Here is a 23,738-nt window from a genome sequence, read left to right as displayed (position 1 = left end):
TGCTTGTCCCTTACTTCATATTTAAATGCTGTCGGTCTTATATCGTAAGATGCAATCAGTGATGTCCCAACTGGTCCTTGGTAAATTCGTAAAAGGCAAGCGCATCTTCACTGCTGGCAAAGCCTGCCTGAGCCATCTTTTCACTGCCGCCACCTTTGCCTTGGTATGCTCCAAGATTGCCTTTAAAGAAAGGTCCACAAGCCCATTCGGGCGGCTGTCCGTTCTGTGCCAGAACTACTTTGGCCTCTGAGATACTGGCAAAGAGTACAAGCCCCTCATGGTCTGCCGTCAGCTTCGTAGCCAGGCTCTGCATATCCTTGAGCGATTTATCTTCAAAGACCTGAGCAATCACCAGCCCTTGCCGAGCGGCCAGAAGTTCCTCCGCATAATAGGCATCGTTCGTTGTTTTCACTGCATTCAGCTCAGTTTGCAGCTGCTTTTGCTCCAGCTCCATTTTCTCAATGCGCTCCAATAACTCGTCCTTGCTGGTCTTTAATTTAACCATAATGCTATTGAGCACGTTTTGTGTAGCTGTGAATTCATTTAGAGCCCTTGTTCCACATTTGAAATAAATGCGGGTACCGCCCTTCACTTTTTCAGTTTTCAACAGTTTGATGATCCCAATCTCACCTGTCGCCGACACATGCGTTCCACCGCAGGCGTTATACTCCACACCCTCGATCTCGACGATGCGAATGTCTTCCGTTACCGTAGGTTGCTTCACCAATGGTAACTGTGCAGCTTCTTCTGCTGTAACCCAAGACGTGTTGATGCGAGCGTTACGATAGATCTGACGATTCACTTCTTGTTCAATGGCGGTTAATTGATTCGCTCCCAGTTCAGCCGTAGCCACATCAATCGTGTCATACTCCGTACCAAGATGGAAACTGAGTGTCATCGCTTCAGTAAGCTTTAGCGTGATTGCCGATAACAAATGCTGACCCGTATGCTGCTGCATATGATCGAATCTGCGCTCCCAGTCAATCTCACAATGTACCTCAGTCTCTTCAGGGGTGCGTTCCAGCTTATGCCATACTTCGCCATCTTCAATGTTCACATCCAGAACAGCGATGCCACCAATTTGTCCCAGATCACAAGGCTGTCCGCCCCCATGCGGGTAAAAAGCAGTCTCCGCCAGCGTGACATATACACCATCTTCCTTCTCCACTTTGCCTGTAATTGTTGTATGCCACTCTCTTGTGTAAGCAGAGTCATAATAGATTTTTTGCGTCATTGAATCATCCCGATCCCTTCTCGTTCAAATGGGTTTTCATAATCTCCAGATTACACTATCTGGAACCCTCAAGCCAATTTATGGCATACAAAATCGCTTTCCATACCCAAAAGAACGATTTGTGAGCGAAAATACCTTTTGAACAAGAAAGAAAATTTTGCAGGAGGATTCTCGGCATTGAATAAAAAAAAGCAGAGTGAATAATCACTCTACTTTCTGAAAACCATTTTAACAAACAACTTTTCATTTTATCTTGTAGCTAATAGATCGCTATCGGTCCATACGGACCATCGATAATTTCAATTTTCGTTTCAAAAATATCTGTTAAAATTGCGGGGTCCATCACTTCATCTACGGTTCCAAAAGCGGCGATTTGACCATCTTTCATGGCACATATTCGATCCGAATATTTGGCGGCAAAATTGATATCATGCATAACCGTCAGAATCGTTCTTCCAAATTCATTAGCGGCATATCTCAAATGCTCCATCATCCGAACAGAACGCGCAACATCCAGATTGTTCAAAGGCTCGTCCAAAAGTACATATTCCGTCTCCTGACACAAAACCATTGCGACATAAGCTCTTTGCCTCTGACCACCTGAAAGCTCATCTAAGTATCTATTTTCCAGATCAGTTAAGTCTAGAAAATCAATATATTTAGAGATTATAGCTTCATCCTCATCCGTTAATCTTCCCTTAGAATAAGGAAACCGTCCAAATCCAGCAAGTTGTCTAACGGTAAGCCTTGTGACAAAATGATTTTCTTGTCGTAAAACCGTTATAATCTTGGCCAGATCCCTTGATTTGGATGTGGAAACATCCATATTGGCAACCTTGATCTGACCTTCGTCCAAATCCAAAAGTCTTCCGATCATCAGAAGTGTCGTTGACTTCCCCGCACCGTTGGGTCCAATTAAAGAAGTAAGACCGGCTTTGGGTATATGAATATTCAAAGGGCCTATCTCTACCTCGGCTGCATAGGTTTTTTTGACATTATTGATCTGTATCATAAAGAACCCTTCCTTAAAATCACAATTAAAAATGTTAGTCCGCCAACCAATTCTATAATAATGGAAACAACACCTTGGGCATTGAAAACATGATTCATAACAAAGTATGCACCGGTTAAGATCACAAACCCTATCGCCAGTGCCATTGGGAAAACATATCTGTGATCATAGGTTTGCGCGGCCTGATAACTCAAAATCGCAACTAAAAATCCATAGAATGTAAGTGGTCCAACCAAAGCCGTCGAAATGGCCATCAAAATGGAAACTAGGACCAGCGTATAAATCACACTACTTTGATGTTTAGTTCCCAAGGAAGTCGAGACATCCTTACCCAGCGACAGTACATTTAACCTCTTGGCATTAGCAAGCAGCAGAATTGCTGCAATGATGACAATAGGAATCGCAATCGGGAAATAGGCAGAATCCGCATTATTCACGGAAGCAAACATTCTTGCCTGCAAAATATCAAACTCAGACGGTGCAAGAAGTCTTCTCATAAACGAAGATACGGACCTCAACCCGGTCCCAATGATAATGCCGACCAGAAGCAGAAGTTGTAAATTTCCGTATTTTCCGGAAAGCAGCCATCCATAAAGGATTAAACACATGATGACCATTGCAGCAACTTGATATAAGAAGGAATCAACACCGCTAAAATTCACAAATACCGTAGCACCAAGGAAAAATATAGTACTCGTATGAATGGTTGAATAAATAGCATCAAAACCTAAAAGAGACGGAGTTATAATTCTGTTATTCGTAATCGATTGAAAAGCAACCGTGGATAAACTTTGGCAAATTGCAGCGATCAGCATTGAAACCAGAGCAACTACCCTTCTTGTAACAACAGGTATGAAAGAAGGCGAAGACACCGGGACCGGATTGTTATAAATCAGTAGCCCAACTGATGCAAAAACGCCCAGAACAATTAATGTTATCAGCAAAATCCAATAACGCTTTTCTTCTTTCTTGGTACGGAAGGCTCTAGCTGATCTTTTTTTAGGACGACGGCTAGAATCGATTTCGATATTTAGTGGATTTCTACTTGCTAAGTCGCTCATCTTACCCTCCTTGTTGACCGCCTTTGTCTTAACAAAATGACAATAAATACGACGGCTCCCACTGTTCCAAGGATCATCGAGACAGGTATTTCAAAAGGCATGATGATGACACGAGACAGGATATCACACACAATGATGCTGCCCATCCCTAATAAGCACACCCATGGCAAATTGCTCCTGAGATCGTCACCCCTAAACATGGAAACGATATTGGGGACAATTAACCCCAGAAAAGGCAAGTTCCCAATGACAGCTGCAACGATTCCAACGGCCAGTGAAATAAGCGCAGTACCCAAAAGAATGATCCTGTCATAATTTACGCCAAGACTGGTAGCGACATCTTCCCCTAGTCCGGCTAATGTCAGCCGATCAGCAAAAACAAATATAAGAATAGTCACCAATACGATAAGCCATAAATATTCATACCTGCCAATTTGCACAGATGAGAAGGAGCCTGCAAACCAGCTTTCGATATTTTGAGTCATTTGGAACACAAGCCCAACGAAAGTTGAAAATGCAGAAATGACAGCTCCAAGCATCATCCCAATAATCGGGACAACTAAAGACGAACGGAGTTTAACTTTCTTTAGAAACATAAAAAAAATCATCGTTCCTATAAAAGAAAAAATGATTGCACCAGTCATTCTTAGCGTTAAGCTCGGAGCAGGAAAGACCAGATAAATAAACATGATCCCCAGTCCTGACCATTCCATTGTTCCGGTGGTGGTAGGTTCCACCAAGCGATTCTGTGTAATAAGCTGCATGACCAGTCCTGCCATTGCCATGGCGGCACCGGTAAGCATTAATGCAACAGTTCGTGGGACACGAGTAATGAAGAACATCTCCATTCCATCCGCTTGTCCTCGTATGTCATAGACTCCAATAAGCAGTGATGTAATGCCTAAAATAATAGTGGCTAGAATCGAAATGATAAAAGGTATGGTCCATAGCTTTTTGGGATTATGACGCTGGGGTTGAGAATTCTCAACCCCAGCTAATTTTGTCATTAAATTTTTCTGCACTGCAGCATACTCCTTTTTACTGTTTAGCTAAAGCTTTCGTAAGGTTGTTAATCAACTCCAAGAACGTTTCGATGGATTCATTGGTGTACGTATCGTTTGGAGCATAAACGATTTGTTTTTGAGTAATAGCAGTGGTGTTTCTCAGAGCAGGTGAGTTATCAATAACGTCTTGAGCCGGAACGGCACCTTCTTCAGCAGATACGGCTGCATCCCGATCCAGTACGAAAATCCAATCCGGATTGCTTTGGGCAATCGCTTCAACAGAAATATCATCACCTTGATGATCAGAAGAAGATTTGTCCACTTCTAGTGCCGGAACCCAGCCGAAAATGTCATACAATGGTCCCCACACACGTCCAGTAAGAGGAGCCGAAAAACCGATGTTTCCACCAGAAACGACAACACTCATAATTTTATCTTCACCATTATAAGCGGCCTTAGCTTCTTCAATAGCTTTATCAAAATCAGCAATCAGTTGGGCAGCTTCCTCTTGCTTCTCGAAAACCTTTCCCAAATTGGTTGTTGCATCTTTAAGTCCATTAACAAAGTTTTCTCCAGGTGATGCTGTTTCTTCAAGCTCAATATTAAGGTCGATCACTGCTGCATTAGGTACTAATTTTTTGATGTCTTCATAGTAGCCAGCAAATCGTTGACCAACAATGACAAGATCAGGCTGAATCGATGCCAAAAGCTCAAGATTTGGTTCCCGATGATTTCCAATATTTTGTACCGATTCATCTGCCACATATGGTGAATCCGCAGGCATTACATCCTTCGGCGCTGCTGCTAATTTGACGCCCCAAGTGGACAGAGTCTCAAATGTTCTGTTATCCAGAGCAACGACCTTCGTTGGATTTACAGGCACAGTTACCGTTCCATGAGCATCCGTAATTTCAACTGTTGTGGCTGTAGCTGTAGTAGCAGCATCGAAAGTTGCAGCCTCTGTATTAGCAGTATCCGTCGAAGCAGGTTCATTACTTGAACAAGCTGCCAACACCAAAGTTAAAGCTGCAACCATGATAAACATTAATTTTGAAGAAATAGACTTTCTCATTTAATTTATATCCCCCTAGATTTAAAAATTTGGATTCCCACGCAGCGTACTGTGTTGGATAAACTCAGTATCATATACCTCCTCAGACGTAAATTTAGAAAATAAACTTAACCCCTTTTCACTGTAGTGCTGAGTAACAAAACAACAAATGATAGTGATTATCAATATCAATAGGTTATATTATAACAAGTTAGAAGGCATTTTCAACAACCTAATTGTTTTAATTCATGGCGAAATTATGAACCAAATATTCCATTATATGTATTTATATGCATAAAAATCGACATTTCAATACAAAAAAAGAAGCATCACTGTGTGATACTTCTTTTGCGGTAAGAGCTCTTTATACATTTATATTTCTCATCGAAATGTGTTAATTTTTCACCAAAATTTTTATTTCATCGACTCAGATAATTCTGTGAAAATAACACCCAGCGCATACGCGCCAGCATCCGGGTAGCCCAGACTACGATCGCCGACGGCACCTGCACGTCCCATACGTGCCACGATGTCTTCCGTTTTCTTCGCACCTTCAACGGCTGCTGCTGCACCTTTGGCAAATGCTGTTTTGAAGTCATCGCCAGACTCCGCGCTTTGTGTCCAGGAATCGGCACACGGAACGAGTGCATCGATCAAGGTTTTATCACCTACAACGGCGCCACGTCCGAAGGAACGTTCTCCTGTAGACTGAATCCCTTGCACCGATGCATGGATCATCTCGGCGAATTCAGCAACGTTTAATTGCTGTTTATCCCCTACTGCTTTGCCAGCCGCACGGAATGCCGAACCCCAGATTGGGCCGGATGCGCCGCCACAATATTCCATGATGACCAAGGAACATGCATCGAGGAATGATCCGATGTCTTTTTTATCTTCGTTAATGATGTGATTCCATTCGCGTTTCAACTGGCGGAAGCCTTTTGCCACACTCATACCGAAATCGCCATCACCGGCATGGGAATCCAGTTCACAGAATGGTACTTCATTCTTGATGATGATCTCACCCATTTTATCGATCAGATAGACGACATTGTCCAGTGAAAATTGATTGCCTTTGATTACCGCAGCTGATGCATCCGTCTCCACTTCGTAAGATACAGGAGCGTCTTCACCCACAACAGCTTCCAGCGCTTCGGAATACGCCACTTGTGCTGCTGGAGGGCCGGATACTTTAAATGCAGGTGTATCACTTTCCTTGAACAACAGCGTTTTTAGTTCATCATCCAGTTTCAGGATCGTAACTGACGCACCCGCCATATCGATACTTGTCATGTAGTTGCCTACAAACGTAGTAGCGACCTTCAGACCTGCATGTCCAGCAAACTCACGCTGAACGGAATTGTTGAGCAGGTATAGTTCTTGCAGTGGCGTTGCACCAAAACCATTCACCAGCACCGCAATCTCAGCGGATGCATCCTTATCCAGCTTCATATCTGCGAGCAATGCTTCGACCATACGTCCTGCCAACTCATCCGCTGATACCAATTTCTCCCGGCGAATCCCTGGCTCACCATGAATCCCTACGCCGAATTCCATCTCATCTTCAGCAATTTCGAATGTAGGCGTGCCTTTGGCGGGCACCGTACAGGATGTGAATCCAAAACCAATACTGCGCACGTTCTGAGCTGCTTTCTCAGCAACCGATTTCACATCTGCCAGACTGCGGCCTTCTTCGGCTGCTGCTCCGGCGATCTTGTGAACCAGTACAGTTCCGGCAACGCCGCGACGCCCAACGGTATACAAACTGTCTTGTACAGCGATGTCATCCTCAACACGCACATACTGTACGTTGATGCCATCTTCTTCAGCCAGATGTGCTGCATTCTTGAAATTCATCATGTCGCCGCTGTAGTTCTTGATGATCAAGAGTGTACCCTTGTTGCTGGCTGTTGCCTTGATCGCTTGATACACCTGGATTTGGGAAGGAGATGCGAATACATCTCCACACACCGCTGCATCCAGCATGCCTTTACCCACATAACCAGCGTGAGCCGGTTCATGTCCGCTGCCTCCGCCACTGATCAGGCTGACTTTATCGGCCTGAATCTCTCTGCGTTTGATGACTTTATATTTTTTCAGAAATTCAAGCTCCGGGTGTGCAAGCGCAATCCCGTTGCACATTTCCATAACAACATGTTCGGCCTGGTTAATAATTTTCTTCATTATTTTACCTCCCGGCGAGCTGCTTTGTACTCACGGCCCATGCGGTCAGCCGCTGCAATGGCAGCAGCTACTTCAGGAACGGTGATTGGGAACGGCATGGCGTGAATGGATTCTTCCGGAATACAAGCGATCTCTGCCACTTTCAACAGTTCTTCCTGACTAATCGTATCTACACCGATATCCGCCAAGCTGATCGGCAGTCCCACTTCGAGACAGAAGTCCATGACTTCATGCAGCTCTTCGGTTGGTGCATTTTCAAGGACGAGCTGTGCGATTGTACCGAAGGATACTTTTTCACCGTGGAAGAAATGATGTGTGCCTTCCAGAACAGTCAAACCGTTGTGAATTGCATGTGCTGCGGCCAGTCCGCCACTTTCGAATCCAAGACCAGACAACAGAATGTTTGTCTCAACGATGTTTTCCAAGGCTTGTGTCACAACGTTGCTGTCACTCGCTACTTTCGCTTTTGCACCGTCAGTCAGCAGCATTTCATAACACAATTTTGCCAGTGCAAGTGCCGCATTGGTACCTACTGCAGAGGGTGTGTATCCTTCGCGGGAACCCATTGGCAGACTTGCGTTTACACGGGAATAAGATTTCGCTGTTGCTCTTGCTTCGAAGTATGTAGAGAGCGCATCTCCCATACCGGATACGAGGAAACGTGTTGGTGCATTGGCAATTACGGTTGTATCAACGAGAACCACACTTGGGCTTTGTTTGAAGTAAGCATAGTCATCAAAAGAACCATCCGGTGTGTACAATACAGCCGAGTGACTTGTCGGTGCGTCTGTTGCCGCAATCGTTGGGCAGATGATCAGTGCTTCGCCTTCTGCTACACATTTGGCCGCATCAATGGCTTTACCGCCACCAAGACCGATGGTAGAGTCACATCCTTTTTCCTTCGCGATCGCTTGCAGACGAGCAACTTCCTCACGGGAACATTCCCCTTTAAAACCGCTTTCAACAAACGTAATATTAAATTTCTCGGCTGTTGCATCCAGCTTTGCTTTGACACGCTGTACATCATCCGGATGTGCAATCAGCAAAGCAGATTCTCCGAAGGATTTAACAAAGTACCCCAGGTTCAACAACTCGTCTTCGCCTTGTACATATTTGGTTGGGCTGATAAATGCTTTTCTCATAATATTATATGCCTCCTAATGATATGAATTGGTTTAGTGATTACATCAAATTTTAATTTCTTACAATTGACCTTAATATAACGCATAAGCAACAGGTTTGCAGTGGACTTTGATAACAAATTATTATAATTTACAATCGTAATTTTTTGCTTTTTGGCACAATCATGGTATCTTATTGTCATGAGATGGTTGAATTTTGACCTCCCATTATACATTACCCGTCATCATTACATCTTAATATGTACAACTTGCTAACTTTTAACGGCCTAAATTATGAATCTGGTTAGCCTATGGAGGTTGCACCAATGATCAAAGAATATCTGCATATCAATAAAATTCTGGACCTTAATAAATGGAAGCGTCTACAAGATTCTCTCGCAACAGTAACCAAACTGGCGATCCTCACCGTTGATTATAAAGGCATTCCCGTAACCAGTCACAGCAGCTGTCAGGCTTTCTGCCAGAATGTCCGTAAAGACCCGGAGCTTCTCCCCTACTGTCAAAAATGTGATTCACGCGGTGGTCTGGAAGCCGTTCGATTGAATGAACCTTATGTGTATTTATGCCATTTCAATATTATAGATATCGCGATTCCGATCACGATTGATGGCAAATATATCGGCGCCGTCATGGCAGGACAAGTGAAACTCGCCGATCCGGAAAAGGGTAGCGACTTGGAGCAAATTGTCACGTCCAAAAACGTACCCATGCATGCAGCCAAGCTGGAGGAATTAAAGGATGATTACGCCCAGCTACCTGTGATGACCTATGAAGAGATTGTGAAAATCTCTAACATGTTATCCCTGCTCTGCAACTACATTGTGGAAGAAGCGCTAAACAAAAATCTGTTAGTTGAAATGTTCGAAAAAGCTTCAGGCAATCAGGAGACTCTAAACCTCTCCACCATTCTGCCGGGTTACTCCATTCGTAATATCGAGTCGATCAAAAAAGAGATGACCAATGCGATAGCGGATGCTTATCTGAAGAACAGCCCAAGTGATACGGAAAGCTCCAGCCCGGTGCTTCAGCCTGCTTTTGAATACATTCACAGTCACAAGAGTGAGCAGGTTTCACTCAAACAAATGGCCGATCTATGCCACCTGAGTCCGAGTTATTTCAGCAGACTGTTTGCCAAGGAAACGGGTGAGAACTTTACTACCTACCTGGCTAAACTCAAAATTAAGTGGGCCAAGCAATTGCTGGAGGTCACCGACATGCCTGTCTCACAGATCAGTGATGAGCTGGGATTTAATGAATCGGGATATTTTATCAAAATATTCAAAAAGTTCGAGGAAATTACGCCTGCTCTCTATCGCAAATACCTCCAAGAGAAAATGTAGATTCACTGATACTTTTTTCGTATCAAAGATGAGGTTAAAAGATATTTCACCTATTAATCTGCCATTGTTACAATGGAGTCCAGATGACTTAGGGAGGCGACATGAATGGAATATCGCAAATTAGGAAACAGTGGATTAACCGTCAGTGAGATTTCACTCGGCAACTGGATTACGCATGGAGCGCAAGTCGAGGATGGAATAGCAGAAGCTTGTGTGCGAACCGCATTGGATGCAGGTATTACCACATTTGATACCGCAGATGTGTACTCCAATACCAAGGCAGAATCCGTGTTAGGACAGGCTCTTAAGGATGTACGAAGAGAAAGTATTGAACTATGCACCAAAGTCTGTCACCCAACCGGCACAGGTCATAATGACCGCGGACTTTCACGTAAACACATCATGGAAGCCTGCAATGGTTCATTACGGCGGTTACAGACGGATTATATCGATGTCTATTACGCTCACCGTTATGATTACAACACTCCGCTGGAAGAGACGTTTCTGGCATTCTCCGATTTGGTGCGTCAGGGCAAAGTCCATTACATTGGCGTAAGTGAATGGAACGCGGATCAGATTGCACGAGGAGCCGCTTTGGCGAAGGAACTTCATATACCCTTCATTGCAAGTCAGCCCCAATATTCAATGTTATGGCGTGTGATTGAGCAAGAAGTGGTGCCTGCAAGCGACCAAGCAGGACTTGGACAGATTACATGGTCTCCTCTTGCTCAGGGTATACTATCAGGCAAATATGCGCCTAACGCAGCATTGCCCACCGGATCACGTGCAGCTGCTGAGGCAGGAGCACCCTTTTTCAATAAACTGGCTGGTCAGTGGTTACGTGAAGATGTTCTTACCGGTGTGCAACAACTTGTTCCACTCGCTAAAGAGATTGGTCTAACTCTCCCCCAACTCGCTGTGGCGTGGGTTCTTCAGCATACGTATGTTAGTTCCGTCATTATCGGTGCATCCCGGCCAGAGCAGGTATTGGAAAATGTAAAAGCCTCCGGTGTGAAACTGGACTCTGCGATCATGACTCGTATTGATGAAATATTGAATCCGTGGATTGAGCGTGATCCAGCCAAGACGGGTTAAACACATTCATCAACAATGCCCATAAAGCGGGACACTACTTCCTGATTCATATCCGTCCGCCATGCCGTATACAACGGTACGGAGGGCGGATTTTCTTCTAATGGGAGAAAGACTACACCCTTTCGCTGGAACACATCCACCGATGACGGGACAATGGAAATGCCCATGCCCGCCGCAACGAGATTCACAATCGTATACATTTGGATCGCTTCCTGCGTAATTCGAGGATCTACGCCATGCTCCCTGCAATAATCCAGAACGAGACGATGGAACGGAGAACCCAGATGCCGTGGGAATAAAATAAAATCTTCATCCGCCAGTTCTCGAATTGAAACTTGAGTCTGAGAAGCCTTCGGGTGATGATCTGGCAATACAGCAATCAACGTTTCCATCTGGCAGGGGCGGAACGAGACATGACGAGTATCTTCCTGATATCTCAAAAATCCAATATGGATCTGTCCGTCTTCCAGTGCCTGCAATTGTTGGGATGAGGTCATCTCACGCAGCGTCAATTCAATCTGAGGATACGCAGCGCGAAATTTCCTAAGAACATCCACCATAATGCTCCCCGAAGCCGAATCCACAAAGGCTATGGTTATATGCCCGATGATGCCCTGATCTGCTTTTTGCGTAAGCTGAATGGATCGTTCAAGCTGGGCCATGATTAGCCTGGCCTGTTCCAGAAATACCGCACCTGCCGGGGTGAGACGAACCATTTTTCTGGTGCGCTCCAACAGCTTCACGCCAAGCTCATCCTCTAAATTCTGAATCTGCTGGCTCAGCGGTGGTTGCGTCATATTTAATTTTTCCGCTGCACGGTGGAAATGAAGTTCTTCTGCCACCGTGATAAAGTATCTTAACTTCCGAATATCCATAAGCCGATTGCGCATCCTTCCGTCTACCTTGTTAATTCATCTGTTCCTGAACCCAGATTGCCGACTCAGCCAGCATCGTCATCAATTCATTAAAGTCCACAGCAATTTCCCGCAGAGGAGTTTCCCCTGCATCGTGGATCAACATCAGCACCTTGCCTGAATTTTGATCCAGTATAGCCATACTTCCTTCACCAAATCCACCAATCGGGAAAGGCTGGAGGTCAGCTGGCAGCTCGTATTCTTTCTCATATTCACGGTATACTTCCAAAAAATCCGAATAAGCCCAGCTCAGTTCTTTCACTGAATACAAGGCAGGGTCGCCGAAATTACATGCACCGAATTCAAGCAAAAGTGCGCGATACGCTGCGGGCAGTTTCACATTATACTTTTGCTCAAAATCCTCAATGCTCTGTTGCGTATCAGGAGTACACCCATCTCCCATTGTTGTATCGTAGGCTTTTACCAAAAGATCACGAATCGGTTTCAATTCTATTGACGTCACTTAAACTCCCCCTTAAGGTACTTTTCTCCACTGATAAGCCGTTGTGAATTCAATAGTTCTCCTTGAAGCGCAACACCTTACCCAAACAAGAGTCGAGCATTAAAATCAACTTCTTATCTCACCTGTTTACGCAACTCTTGATCCAGCCATTCCAGTGCTGCACGCAACTTGTCCTGAGGAACTTTCTCATAACGATCACCCGTAGACAATTCAAAGGCACAGCTGTTCCCACTTGTTTTGTTCAGATATGAAGTCAATCCTATGCCATACTGCTGAGCCATTTGCACAAGAATTGGTTCAACTTCGGCAGCAGCGAGCGCAAAGTGCACATGGAACATATTGGATACAGGTACCTCGGGCAACGTTTGTATCCCGTGACACGCATTCAGTAAGAAGGCCAGTTCTTGAGCCTGCTCGTAATACAACTCCATTTTGCCAATCCGTTCATTGAAATAATACTGAGAACTCAGAATATACGGATACAGGCCGATCAGATCTCCGCCGTGCCGACGTTTCCATACTTTCGATTCTTGCATCACATCGGGATCTCCCGCCAATATAGCCCCCGCAATACCTCCAATGCCTTTATAAAAGGATACATACACCGTATCAAACAGACTGCAAATCTCCGCAGGCGTTTTCTGATAATAGGGAGTGATCTCAAACAGGCGTGCCCCGTCCAGATGCAGCTTAATCCCGCGTTCACGGCAATAGGCCGATATCGCTTCCAGTTCTTCATATGCTGGCAATTGCCCACCAATCTCGCGTTGCGGCAGTTCCAACAGCAGGCAGGCAATGTCCTGGTCAAGCGCTTGTACATCTTCCAAACGAATCAAACGATCCTTGTCCGCCAGCAAAATCGATTCAATCTGGTGTAACTCTTTCAATCCGTCTTCCTCATGGATTTCCAGATGACACAGAGGGTGGTAAGCTACTCGTTTTACACCTTTGCGGTCACACCAGATTCGTAATGCAATCTGCTGTGCCATCGTTCCACTTGGGAAAAATACCGCCGATTCCTTGCCAAGAACGTCAGCCATCTGTTCCTGAAATTCTTCAATGAGGGGGCCGTTGCCGTAGTGGTCACTGAACAACTCCCCATCGATCTGGTCCAGTACGTGCTGAAGCACCTTCACTTGGCGACTGCCGTGACCGCCCACAATAAAATCTGCCTGATTAAAGGCATCAGCCAACGTTAACGCAGTTTCTTTCAAGATCACTCACTCCTTTATAGTGCATGTTCATAAACGGAATTTTGAACAACCTCTTATAGTTCTGGTTCTGTAATAATCTCAACCAATGCGCTGAGCGCACTAGATATATGTTCACCACGGGAATACACAAATCCTACTTCCAACCGGCAATAGGGATCAGGCAAAGATAACACTGCAATCTCGCCTCTTGATTCTGCTTTGGTAACCGAAGAACGTGGCAGCAATGATACACCGAGCCCGGCAGATACACCATTCAGAATCGTGTCCAGTGTTCCATATTCCATGATGTTAAGCGTGTGGATACCCTGATCTTTCAAAAAGGATTCCGCCTGATCGCGATGTGTGCATCCGATCTCAAAAAACAACATCGGCTTAGACAATAACGTGTACATCTCATGTACTCCAGGTTCAGCGATCAACACCAATTCTTCGTCATACATCTTCATATATTTCAGCTCAGGATGATCAATCGGGCCATATATTAAGGCTCCATGCAATTCATGTTGGATGACCTTCTGGTTCAGTTCATGGGTCCCACCCGTGACAAGCGAATGCTGTACCTCCGGGTAGCATGAAGTATATTCAGCCAAGAGCGGCGTCAGGAAAGTGGAAGCTGCTGTCTCAATTGCACCCAGACGAAGCATGCCAGCTGGTGGGTTACCCACTTGCGTGGCCTGCTCTGCTTCATATAATAATTCTAATATTCTATCCGCATACCCAAGCAGGTTCTCGCCTGCTGGTGTAAGCGACATCCCCCGATTGGAACGATGAAATAGCGGTACTTGCAGTTGGGTCTCCAACTGTTTAATCCGTGCTGTTACATTGGATTGCACATAATTAAGTGAGAGCGCAGCTTTACTGATACTACCTTCGCGGGCAACCGCCTGAAATATTTTCAAATCACCTGCATCCATACTCTGATCACCTGCTCGTCGTTATATCGGCATTCTGCATCATCCGATTCATGCAAAGTGCTTATCTATTATTTTTAATGATACTGACAATCATTTTTGTTCATTTTACGTGAATCTGCTCCGTCTGTACAATGAGGCTCAGTAGTGAAATCTAGCTACACAGACAGGAGGAATATTGAACATGAAAGCTATTGTCCATTCGGCCCAGAGCGGCCTTGCAGGTCTTCAATATACAGAGTCAATCTCTCGGGCACCAGAAGCCGGGGAAGTGCAGATTCAATTAAAATCCGCTGGTATCAATCATCGGGATCTATTCATCATGGCAGGACGCGGCCCTCAGGACATCCCACTCGTTCCCGGTTCCGATGGAGCAGGTATTATCGTAGCGATTGGCGAAAGCGTAAGAGGGTTCGCGATAGGAGATGAAGTCATTATCCATCCTACGCTCGGTTGGGAACATGCATCTGAAGTGCCCACCGTACCCGATATTGTTGGTGGCCCTATGGATGGAACACTGGCTCAATATATAACGTTGCCTGCTGAAAATGCCCTGCCTAAGCCAGCCCACCTATCCTGGGAGGAAGCAGGTGTGCTGTCCCTTTCAGCCCTGACGGCCTATCGCGCCTTATTCACTCGCGGTGTATTGAAGAAAGGTGAACATGTGCTCATTCCCGGTATTGGCGGTGGTGTAGCAACCTATGCCCTGCTCATGGCGGTTGCGGCAGGTGCCAAGGTGACCGTCACCTCCAGAAGTGAAGCCAAAAGAAATGAGGCACTGCGCTTGGGTGCTACCCATGCATTGGATAGTCATGCCGATTGGAGTACGCAGAACGATCTGGAACCTGTGGACATCATCTTGGATAGCATCGGACAAGCCATGTTCCCAAAATATTTTGATATAATCAGACCAGGTGGACGTATCGTGATGTATGGTGCAAGCTCGGGGGATGATCTGACTGTACCCATTCGTTCTATCTTCTTCCCGCAGATCAGTCTGATCGGCACCTCTATGGGCAGCCGTGAGGAGTTTATCCAGATGCTGCAATTCGTGGAGCAACATGACATACATCCTGTAATTGATGGCGTATATCCGTTACAGGACGCGGCGAAAGCGTTCGAACGTATGGAAAAAGGCGAGCAATTTGGTAATCTGGCTATCCTTATGGAGTGATATCTATTTTGAGATGGGCCTTCATGAATTGTTGAAAATTGATTTAGATAATGGGGTGAATCCATCTGACCCGTCTCGCTAAACGTATACTAATTGTCCTTATTGCTATTATCATTGTGGCCCAAATTCCTATGTTAAAAGAAACCTTAGCCCGAGGAGTTACTACGTTATATGTGAAGATAAAGTATCCCGAACATTCCTTTCAATTCCAAGACTTCATCTACGAGTCTCATTTCGGAAACTATATCATTTCTTATACTGATCAAGACGAACAACGCATTAGTCTGATGCTTGAGCCCAATTTTTTTCCGGCGCTCATTATATATGATCCATTGAATCAACCCATGAAAGACTAGTTTTTTCACACTATGAATCATTCAGGAGGTATCGATATGGACAATCGATTACATTTGGTCGAATTGGTCCGCAAATTGATGGATGCCGAAGGAACGGAAGCCGAGTTGGATGACATGTTAACGGAGCTACAGCAACAGGTTCCACATGCAGAGATCAGTAATCTGATTTTCTGGGATGATCGAGACCTGACGCCTGAACAGATTGTGGAAGAAGCCTTGGCTTCCCGTCCGATCATTCTCCCGCCCAAGCCATAATATTCTTCAGGAGGTGAACGGTAGGATATGTCTGACATGTCTGATTTAAATCATAATAACAACAATGAACACCCTGATTTTAACGAAATCAGTGGTGAAGAAAACATATTAGTCAGAGGAGCTGCCTTTGCTATTCTTGTTGCACATCAACAAGTTAATGGTGCAGCATCCGCGTTAGAATCGCTTCAATCCGATCCTGATTTTGGCTCTTCTGCAATACGGGTACTGCATTCGAAACAACGAAGTAATAATCAATAAACCAAGTTTACCCTCCCTAATTTCCATAATTTCGTTATAATGGTAAGCAAGACACCATGCTATTGGAGGAGAATTATGGAAACGGAAGCTTTACGCAACGTGGAACAACTAGCTCTGAAGAAACACAAGATTTACAAACAAAGTTTAATCAGGTACCTCGCACGCTCCATGCTGGCCAGTATGTTTATCGGATTCGGCGTCATCGTGGCGTTTAAGACAGGTAACTTCTTTTATATGGAGCAGTCCCCGTTTACCTATCCGATGGCGGCAATTACGTTTGGCGCGGCCATCATTCTGATCGCCTATGGCGGGGGTGACCTGTTCACGGGCAATACGTTTTATTACACGTATGCGGCGCTGCGCAAGAAACTGCGCTGGTTCGAAGTGATCAAACTGTGGATTGCGAGTTATAGCGGTAACCTGATGGGCGCAGCTGTGTTTGCCCTGTTAATCTACCTGACCGGATTGTTCGATTCGTCTCAGGTGAATGGTTTTCTGTTAAGCGTGGTAGAACACAAGATGGAAGTTCCAACCATGCAGCTCTTTTTCCGGGGAATCCTGTGTAACTGGCTTGTGTGTATGGCGTTCTTTGTTCCGATGTTCATGAAGGAGAATGGAGCCAAAATGTTTGCCATGATGCTCTTTGTGTTCTGCTTCTTCATCTCGGGATACGAGCACAGCATCGCCAATATGTGTACGTTCGCGATTGCACTCGTGCTGAACCATCCGGGGACGATCTCAATTGAAGGTGTGATCCACAACCTGGTTCCCGTGACTTTGGGTAATCTCGTGGGCGGTGTGTTGCTGATGGGCTTCATGTATTATGCGGTGAACAAACCGTTTCTGGATGAAGAGACGCATTAATCTCTGGCAAAAAAAGCCCTCCTTCCGGCCCGGTCCTTCGACCGTGGCGAATCGGTAAGAAAAACCCAAAACACCCCGGCACCCTTCCCATCTCAGGGAAAAGGTTGCCGGGGTGTTTCTCTATAGGCAGGCTCACGGATAAGCCGCCTGCCCTCCACACGCATAGCCATATGATACACAATCACATGGCTCCATGCGGTGGGTCGGCAAGCGGGCCGCAACCAGGTAGCCCTGTGTTGCCCGCTTGCCAACCCCATCCGTGGCTTAGAAGTACTCCCGCCACGGAGTATATTCAATATCGTTGTCGCCGCGCGTGACCACGATCATATTCTCAATTTTGCCCGTCTCCTTATTGGTACGGTAAATCATCGTACGTGTCTCGCCTTCTTCCGGCACGGAGAACAGGAATTTGTCCGCGACGAAGGAAGAACCAAGTCCAGTGGCATGTTCTGTAAAGGCAGAGCCCGTCTTGCTTGTGAGCAGCAGACCAATCCCGTAGGCTGTAGCCGTTTGTGCTGCTTTGCCAAAGAGATGCTCGCCTTGACTGGTCGTGTGCGTTTGCTCCGAATACCTATACTTTTCCGTATCCTTGCTATAGTCCACCACATTGCCCTGTTTATCCAGACTGATGGTGGTTGTTTCGCCCTTGTCGCTTTTCACCTGATACGTACCTACGATGGAATCCTCGGTAATTTTCACCGTCTTGCCCGTATTGGGGTCAGTCTGATAGATTACATCTTCGTACTGAAGCCGAATGATGTTCATGCTGGCCTGAATCTGCTGCGCCAGTTCTTCGTCACCCATCTCTTTGGCTTTCTTCAGCATTTCCTCATAGTTCTGGTATTTCTCGGCATCCTTCTCATCCCATTCATCCATGTTCTTTGGTGGACCTGGCGTTTTGTCCAGATCATCGCCTTTATTTTTGCCCATGGTTGATAGCGCCCGCGCTGCGGTCAGCGCCGTCATGATTGCCTGGCTCACCGCCTCTTCATCTGTCGTGCGGAAACGCTCGGCAATCTTCTTAAGCTCCGACTGAATGGACAGAACCAGTTCCAGAACAGATTTCATCGTGCCTTGAGCCGTTGAATAATCGTTATAAAAACGCTCACGCTCCATGCCATCCCAGTTGCTGCGCATGACACTCATCTTGCCGTCCAATGTGGACATGAAGCCCGATAATTGCTGATGTGCCTGAGCGAACTGTCCACTGACCGTCTCCAGTTGTTCCGGTGTCACCTTGATCTGTGTCATCCTGCACACTCCTCTTCGTGGTCATTTATATCCCGTGGTTAACCAATGTGTTGCCCGAACAGAACTCTCCCAGATCTCGACCAACTTGTCATGATCCTGTTCCCGATATTCAACGACTAACATGTCCGACGTATGCTCCTTTTCTATTAAAAGTAAAAGGTTATGTAAAAGCCCGATCCTGGGATCGGACTTGTTTAATACATCAAATTTGAAATAACTCTACGTTTATTTTACCATGTCCATCATTCAATCTGTACCCATAATTTCCAATCTTGAGTCAACGTTCTACCCCCGTTTTTGGCTTCCAACGGAAGGTTGCTGCCGATTGGGAAGGCAGTATATATCGAAACGAATCTCCGCTCATGACTACATCAAAGGAAACTTCTGCCTCACCCGTGTTAGCTGCAACCAGCACCATCGTTCCATCCGGATTGCGGAAGGTTACGTTCTCGATCTTGCCCTGTTCTTGCGTGGAAGCAACTCTCACAGCTCCCGGACGTACATAACGGCTGATGTGGCCTAACACATAATACTCGACGTTTCTAGTGATTTCATCACTGTCCGGGTCAATCGTCACAACCCCACGACAGTTCTCACAGCCACCATTCGTAGGTCCACCTTGCGGATCGAGTGCGATGTTCCAGAGCAGCACATTTTTTGCCCAGTTGCGAGGTGCACCAATGATGAGATTGGACATCTGCCAGCTCAGATTCTCGCCAAAATCAGGACTCCACTCCCCACCACTACATTCGGTAAAATAGATATTTTTGTCTGGGAAGCGCTCATGCACTTCCGACATGGCAGATGGATCACCTGCATAACAGTGGAAAGCAGATCCATCGATATAAGCAGCAGCCTGCTCATCACCAAGCACCTTGTCGGTATATTCAACCGCCTGATCCCAGTTATGATCATACGCAATGATTCGCGTGTCCAGTCCCGCATCCTGTAGAGCCGGGCCGAGATAATCCTGAATGAACATCGCTTGTTCTTCAGCTCCCATACTCATACTCGGATATTTGTCCGAGGTGAACTCTGGTTCATTTTGCAACGTGATCCCGTAGATGGGAATGCCCTTTGTCTGATAAGCTTTGATATATTTCACAAAATATCTCGCGTACGCTTCATACACCTGGGGATCGTTGTAATCCAGATACCAGCCGTTAGTGGTCTTTTCTCCATATTTCATCCAAGCTGGGGCCGTCCACGGTGTGCCAAATACTTTAAGATCCGATTTAAGACTAGCTACACGCTCCAGCATATTCACAACTTTCTGATCCTTTTCGATCGAAAAGGATTCCATGTCATAGTCCTTGCCAGACTCGATATCATCATAGGTATAACTCGAAGCCACACCTGTTTCATCTACCGAATAATCGGAGGCACCAATCGTATGACGCACCATATCCATGTTCAGCCCTTCTGTTGTAAACAGTTCCTTCAGCAGTTGCTCTTGTTGTTCCTCTGGGAGCTCGTTGATCAGATGTGCCGATGAACCCGTCATCGCTGCGCCAAAACCATCCATGGTCTGATACGTCTTGTCCGGGTCAATCTGTATGGTGAACGCCGACGAAGAAATGTCTGGCTCCTGCGTTGAAGAAACTGAAGAACTTGTGTCTGCATCATGGTGATCGGTAATTGGAATGGGCTTCTGTCGTGCAAGCAGATTTTGCTGATCTCCCGTGGTTAACCAAACTTCGGCCGTTCTCTGTTTGTCCACAACCGGTGGCGGAGCGGGTTGTTCACTTCGGTTGAAGATAAGCCAGATTCCTATACCGACAAAACAAACAGCAGCGATCAACAGGATCATCCATCGTTTGGGATATTCTCGCCAACCTATGTTTATCATGCTTCACTCTCCTTCCATTGCGGAAAAAGCCGCGGCCACTAGGCCACGACTCATTTTCCTAATCTATATGAAGTAGAACAAACTGCATTTAACGAAATAACTTCGCCGGGAGAAAAACCTTCCAATCTCCCTTATTGAACTTTATTTACCGGACTTGCTTCCGATATTCACACTGCCTGTCAGACGGATATCATCCGATGCACTGCCAACATACACTTGGACTTTACCCTTAGGCATTACCCATTCATGGGATGTTTCATCCCAGTAGGACAATGCGCTGCGATCCAGTTGAATGTTGACCCGTTGCTGCTTGCCTGCTTTCAGATCAACCTTCGCCCAGCCAGCAAGTTGTTTCTCCGGGGTCTCGACTTTGGTTGGCAGATTGCCAACATAGACCTGTACAACTTCTGCACCGTCAACTTTACCGGTATTACGCAGGTTGAGGGATACTTCTACGGTTTCCTTATCGCCTTTACCTGTGTTTTTCACATGTAGATTACGATAATTAAAATCGGTATACGACAGTCCGTGTCCAAAAGCAAACGCCGGTGTCATGCCTTCTTTGTCATATCCTTTATACCCTACAAAAATACCCTCGGAATAGTTGCCCACCCCGTTCACACCCGGGAATTGTTCCGCAGTGGATACCGGGGTCTGGGAATCATCTGATGGGAACGTCACCGGCAACTTACCGGATGGATTCACATCACCAAACAGCACACGTGCCACTGCATTACCTTGTTCCTGACCTGCATACCAAGCCTGAACGATGGATGGCACTTCTTTTTGCCAGGAATCCATTTCAACAGCGCGACCACTCATTTGCACCACGATCGTTTTGGGATTGGCTGCTGCTACCTTGCGGATCAGCTGCTCCTGGTTATTCGGCAGCTCCAGGTCGGAACGGTCGACGTAACCTTCACTGTCATACGTACGAGTTACCACGACGGCAACATCGGATTTTTTCGCCAGCTCAACTGCTTTTTGCATTTTAATATCCACAGCATCGTCTGGAGCTTCCCAGCCAAAACGAACCTGTGCACCCATATCATGATTAGTCTGTACCGGGAAATCCGTACGATACTCAATTCGAATATTGTGGGACTCACCTTCTTTGAATGTGATTTCTTTCTTCGTTGTACTCAATGTTTCACCTTGATTGTCTACGAGTAACTTATCATCCACATACAGTTTCGCAGAACCTAGACTGGTCAGGGACAGTTTATATTCACCCGTTTGAGGTGCTGTGATCGCCCCTGTCCAACGAGCAGACATTTTGGCATTGAATTTCGTAGGTGTCACTGGAAGCTTGGAAGACTGTGCGTTAAAACCTTCATAGTTGTAGAATCCAAGATTCATGTTGACCTGATGATCTGTACGGACCAAAGAAGGATTACCCTCCATATCTTTATTCGTCCAGTATTCAGCACGCAGACCGTATTCCGCGCGATCTGTACCATAGTCTCTTTCACTTTCCTGAGCATCCGCTGGTGATAAAAGAGTAGAAGGTACGGCGGATGGTCCATTAAATGCATCTCCTGCGGAGATAGGATCGGTTCCGGCAGCATATTTTACATCCACACCGTTACCGGCACGGTTACGAATGCCTTGAAGTGGACTTACGGTATACATCGGATTAACCAGACTGCTACCTCCACCAGCAGCAGATGCGTTATCTGCATCCGGACCGATGACAGCGATGGATTTCACGTTTTTCTTGGACAGCGGCAGCACATTATCGTTGTTTTGCAAAAGAACCATGCTCTCTTCTGCAATTTCACGTGCCTGTTTGCCGTCTTTCTTAGCATTGATTTGTGTATTCGTTACAGGGTTATCGAACAGTCCTTTATCGAACATTTGAAGCAAAATACGTCTAACCTTCTCATCAATGGTTTGCTCGCTGACTTCGCCATTGTTCACGACTTCCAACAATTTGTCTCCCCATTTGCCGTAAGGCTCTCCCGGTGTCTCCAGATCCAGACCCGCATTGGCGGACTTGGCTGTACTGAAGTTTGCACCGTAGTCACTCATGACAAACCCTTCGAAGCCAAACTGATCCCTAAGGACATCCGTCAGCATCTCCTTGTTCTCACAAGCATATGTACCGTTCACCTGGTTAAATGAACACATTGCTGAACCGAGATCCGCTTTTTCGACCATCGCCTGGAACGGACGTGCATAGACTTCCTGAATCGCACGTTCGCTGGCTGTTGCATTGGTCGTGAAACGTTCCGTCTCCTGGTTGTTCAGGATATAGTGCTTCGCAGTAGCGATTACCGGATTACTTTGAATCCCACTCACATACGCTGCACCCATACCGGAAGCCAGTAACGGATCTTCCCCCAGCGATTCGAAGTTCCGGGAACCCCATGGTGTACGTGCAATATCCAGCCCAGGACCGAGCACTACATTATGTGTTGTATCATGTGCTTCCTGACCGATCAGATCGCCATATTTCTTGGCCAGATTGGTATCCCAGGAAGCGGCAAGCGCGATGGGTGCAGGCAATGCCGTGGACTTTTTGTCCTGCACATCCGGGTTAGCCACACGTACTCCTGCGGGTCCATCTGCCATCTGTAATGCCGGAATGCCGAGGCGCTCCAATCCATCATTATAGAAACCATAATAGTTATTTACTTTACCGGTTACGAATCCAACTTTCTCCTCCAGCGTCATCTCCTTGAGCAGCAGCTCGGTACGTTCCTCCGCAGACAAGGATTTGTTCATCCAAGGCCGATTGGCCCCAGATTCCGCCTCCGCGGCGAAGGCGTGTAGCGGCATAGCCGCAACCGCCACGATGATTAATAACATAAACCATCGTTTGAGGAAAATCAGATTGAGTCTTCTGTTCATGTTGTAAGTTCTCCTTCTCTCTTGATCATTTTTCTTGTGCACATGTTGAATACATGTATACAAGGGAATGCGAACTGGCTTGATCCCAGTCTTTCAAGCATTCAGGTCGTCCTGCACATGGCTTCTGAAACTGCAGCCTGCAAGCAAGTCAGCAGATTTCGCTTCCTAACGATAGCCGACATGCTCATGAATTACATCCCCTTAAATTTGGTAAATGACCGATTGGAACAAGCCTAGTTCTTTGGAATCACCA

General features: G+C 46.0%; 20 protein-coding genes. 6 read left to right on the top strand and 14 right to left on the bottom strand.

Features of this window, described 5'->3' with window-relative positions; translation table 11 throughout:
- Window positions 1–55: 55 nt before the first annotated feature.
- From MHH25_RS04855 to MHH25_RS04825, 7 genes are all read right to left on the bottom strand, one after another.
- Complete coding sequence (locus tag MHH25_RS04855; RefSeq protein WP_340019318.1) at window positions 56–1,234, bottom strand: alanyl-tRNA editing protein; 1,179 nt, start codon at window positions 1,232–1,234, stop codon at window positions 56–58.
- A 259-nt stretch (window positions 1,235–1,493) separates the two neighbouring features.
- Window positions 1,494–2,246 carry an ATP-binding cassette domain-containing protein gene (locus tag MHH25_RS04850; RefSeq protein WP_340019317.1) on the bottom strand — a complete coding sequence of 251 codons (753 nt, stop codon included), beginning with the start codon at window positions 2,244–2,246 and terminating at the stop codon, window positions 1,494–1,496.
- Window positions 2,243–3,307: an iron chelate uptake ABC transporter family permease subunit gene (locus tag MHH25_RS04845; RefSeq protein ID WP_307414864.1), complete on the bottom strand. Its 1,065-nt coding sequence runs from the start codon at window positions 3,305–3,307 to the stop codon at window positions 2,243–2,245. The genes MHH25_RS04850 and MHH25_RS04845 overlap by 4 nt, the downstream gene beginning before the upstream one ends.
- Entirely contained in the window at window positions 3,304–4,329 is a 1,026-nt protein-coding gene (locus MHH25_RS04840) for an iron chelate uptake ABC transporter family permease subunit (RefSeq protein WP_340019316.1), read from the bottom strand. The genes MHH25_RS04845 and MHH25_RS04840 overlap by 4 nt, the downstream gene beginning before the upstream one ends.
- Window positions 4,330–4,345: 16 nt before the next feature.
- On the bottom strand, window positions 4,346–5,383 hold the full coding sequence (locus tag MHH25_RS04835) for a siderophore ABC transporter substrate-binding protein (protein ID WP_340019315.1): 1,038 nt from the start codon (window positions 5,381–5,383) through the stop codon (window positions 4,346–4,348).
- A gap of 393 nt (window positions 5,384–5,776) precedes the next feature.
- Complete coding sequence (gene dhaK, locus MHH25_RS04830; RefSeq protein ID WP_340019314.1) at window positions 5,777–7,546, bottom strand: dihydroxyacetone kinase subunit DhaK; 1,770 nt, start codon at window positions 7,544–7,546, stop codon at window positions 5,777–5,779.
- Window positions 7,546–8,688, bottom strand: coding sequence for a glycerol dehydrogenase (locus MHH25_RS04825; RefSeq protein WP_017690500.1), 1,143 nt, complete (start codon window positions 8,686–8,688; stop codon window positions 7,546–7,548). The genes dhaK and MHH25_RS04825 overlap by 1 nt, the downstream gene beginning before the upstream one ends.
- 305 nt (window positions 8,689–8,993) lie before the next feature.
- Between MHH25_RS04825 and MHH25_RS04820 the strand changes: the two genes are divergently transcribed.
- Complete coding sequence (locus MHH25_RS04820; protein WP_036606178.1) at window positions 8,994–10,028, top strand: PocR ligand-binding domain-containing protein; 1,035 nt, start codon at window positions 8,994–8,996, stop codon at window positions 10,026–10,028.
- A 105-nt stretch (window positions 10,029–10,133) separates the two neighbouring features.
- Window positions 10,134–11,123, top strand: coding sequence for an aldo/keto reductase family protein (locus MHH25_RS04815; protein ID WP_340019313.1), 990 nt, complete (start codon window positions 10,134–10,136; stop codon window positions 11,121–11,123).
- Here the strand turns inward: MHH25_RS04815 and MHH25_RS04810 are convergent.
- The 4 genes from MHH25_RS04810 to MHH25_RS04795 form a co-directional block, all read right to left on the bottom strand.
- Window positions 11,120–12,013, bottom strand: a complete 894-nt coding sequence (locus MHH25_RS04810) for a LysR family transcriptional regulator (RefSeq protein WP_255319910.1) — start codon at window positions 12,011–12,013, stop codon at window positions 11,120–11,122. The genes MHH25_RS04815 and MHH25_RS04810 overlap by 4 nt on opposite strands.
- A 16-nt stretch (window positions 12,014–12,029) precedes the next feature.
- The gene (locus MHH25_RS04805; RefSeq protein ID WP_340019312.1) at window positions 12,030–12,500 is read right to left on the bottom strand and encodes an SMI1/KNR4 family protein; all 471 of its coding nucleotides are present in this window, start codon (window positions 12,498–12,500) and stop codon (window positions 12,030–12,032) included.
- A 113-nt stretch (window positions 12,501–12,613) separates the two neighbouring features.
- Window positions 12,614–13,714, bottom strand: coding sequence for a beta-eliminating lyase-related protein (locus MHH25_RS04800; RefSeq protein ID WP_340019311.1), 1,101 nt, complete (start codon window positions 13,712–13,714; stop codon window positions 12,614–12,616).
- 53 nt (window positions 13,715–13,767) lie between these two features.
- Entirely contained in the window at window positions 13,768–14,628 is an 861-nt protein-coding gene (locus tag MHH25_RS04795; RefSeq protein WP_340019310.1) for a LysR family transcriptional regulator, read from the bottom strand.
- A gap of 181 nt (window positions 14,629–14,809) precedes the next feature.
- On the opposite strand from MHH25_RS04795, the gene MHH25_RS04790 reads away from it, so the two are divergent.
- The 4 genes from MHH25_RS04790 to MHH25_RS04775 all read left to right on the top strand — a co-directional run bounded on the left by MHH25_RS04790 (window position 14,810) and on the right by MHH25_RS04775 (window position 17,532).
- Entirely contained in the window at window positions 14,810–15,799 is a 990-nt protein-coding gene (locus MHH25_RS04790) for an NAD(P)-dependent alcohol dehydrogenase (RefSeq protein WP_340019309.1), read from the top strand.
- A 392-nt stretch (window positions 15,800–16,191) separates the two neighbouring features.
- Window positions 16,192–16,410 carry a bacteriocin immunity protein gene (locus MHH25_RS04785; RefSeq protein WP_083677597.1) on the top strand — a complete coding sequence of 73 codons (219 nt, stop codon included), beginning with the start codon at window positions 16,192–16,194 and terminating at the stop codon, window positions 16,408–16,410.
- Between the two features lie 27 nt (window positions 16,411–16,437).
- A complete protein-coding gene (locus tag MHH25_RS04780) occupies window positions 16,438–16,668 on the top strand; it encodes a hypothetical protein (RefSeq protein WP_340019308.1) in 231 nt (76 codons plus the stop codon).
- A 75-nt stretch (window positions 16,669–16,743) separates the two neighbouring features.
- The gene (locus MHH25_RS04775; protein ID WP_036606169.1) at window positions 16,744–17,532 is read left to right on the top strand and encodes a formate/nitrite transporter family protein; all 789 of its coding nucleotides are present in this window, start codon (window positions 16,744–16,746) and stop codon (window positions 17,530–17,532) included.
- Between the two features lie 264 nt (window positions 17,533–17,796).
- On the opposite strand, the gene MHH25_RS04770 is transcribed toward MHH25_RS04775, so the two are convergent.
- From MHH25_RS04770 to MHH25_RS04760, 3 genes are all read right to left on the bottom strand, one after another.
- Window positions 17,797–18,783, bottom strand: a complete 987-nt coding sequence (locus MHH25_RS04770; RefSeq protein ID WP_100527708.1) for a WXG100 family type VII secretion target — start codon at window positions 18,781–18,783, stop codon at window positions 17,797–17,799.
- A gap of 277 nt (window positions 18,784–19,060) precedes the next feature.
- Window positions 19,061–20,632: a glycoside hydrolase family 30 beta sandwich domain-containing protein gene (locus MHH25_RS04765; protein WP_340019307.1), complete on the bottom strand. Its 1,572-nt coding sequence runs from the start codon at window positions 20,630–20,632 to the stop codon at window positions 19,061–19,063.
- Between the two features lie 141 nt (window positions 20,633–20,773).
- Window positions 20,774–23,485 (bottom strand): glycoside hydrolase family 3 C-terminal domain-containing protein, encoded by a 2,712-nt coding sequence (locus MHH25_RS04760; protein WP_340019306.1) that lies wholly within the window; start codon window positions 23,483–23,485, stop codon window positions 20,774–20,776.
- Window positions 23,486–23,738: the final 253 nt, after the last annotated feature.

This window comes from Paenibacillus sp. FSL H3-0457 (assembly GCF_037981725.1).
Classification (GTDB): domain Bacteria; phylum Bacillota; class Bacilli; order Paenibacillales; family Paenibacillaceae; genus Paenibacillus; species Paenibacillus amylolyticus.
The sequence above is the reverse complement of the archived record's forward strand: the minus strand, read 5'-3'. Positions and strand labels throughout refer to the sequence as shown.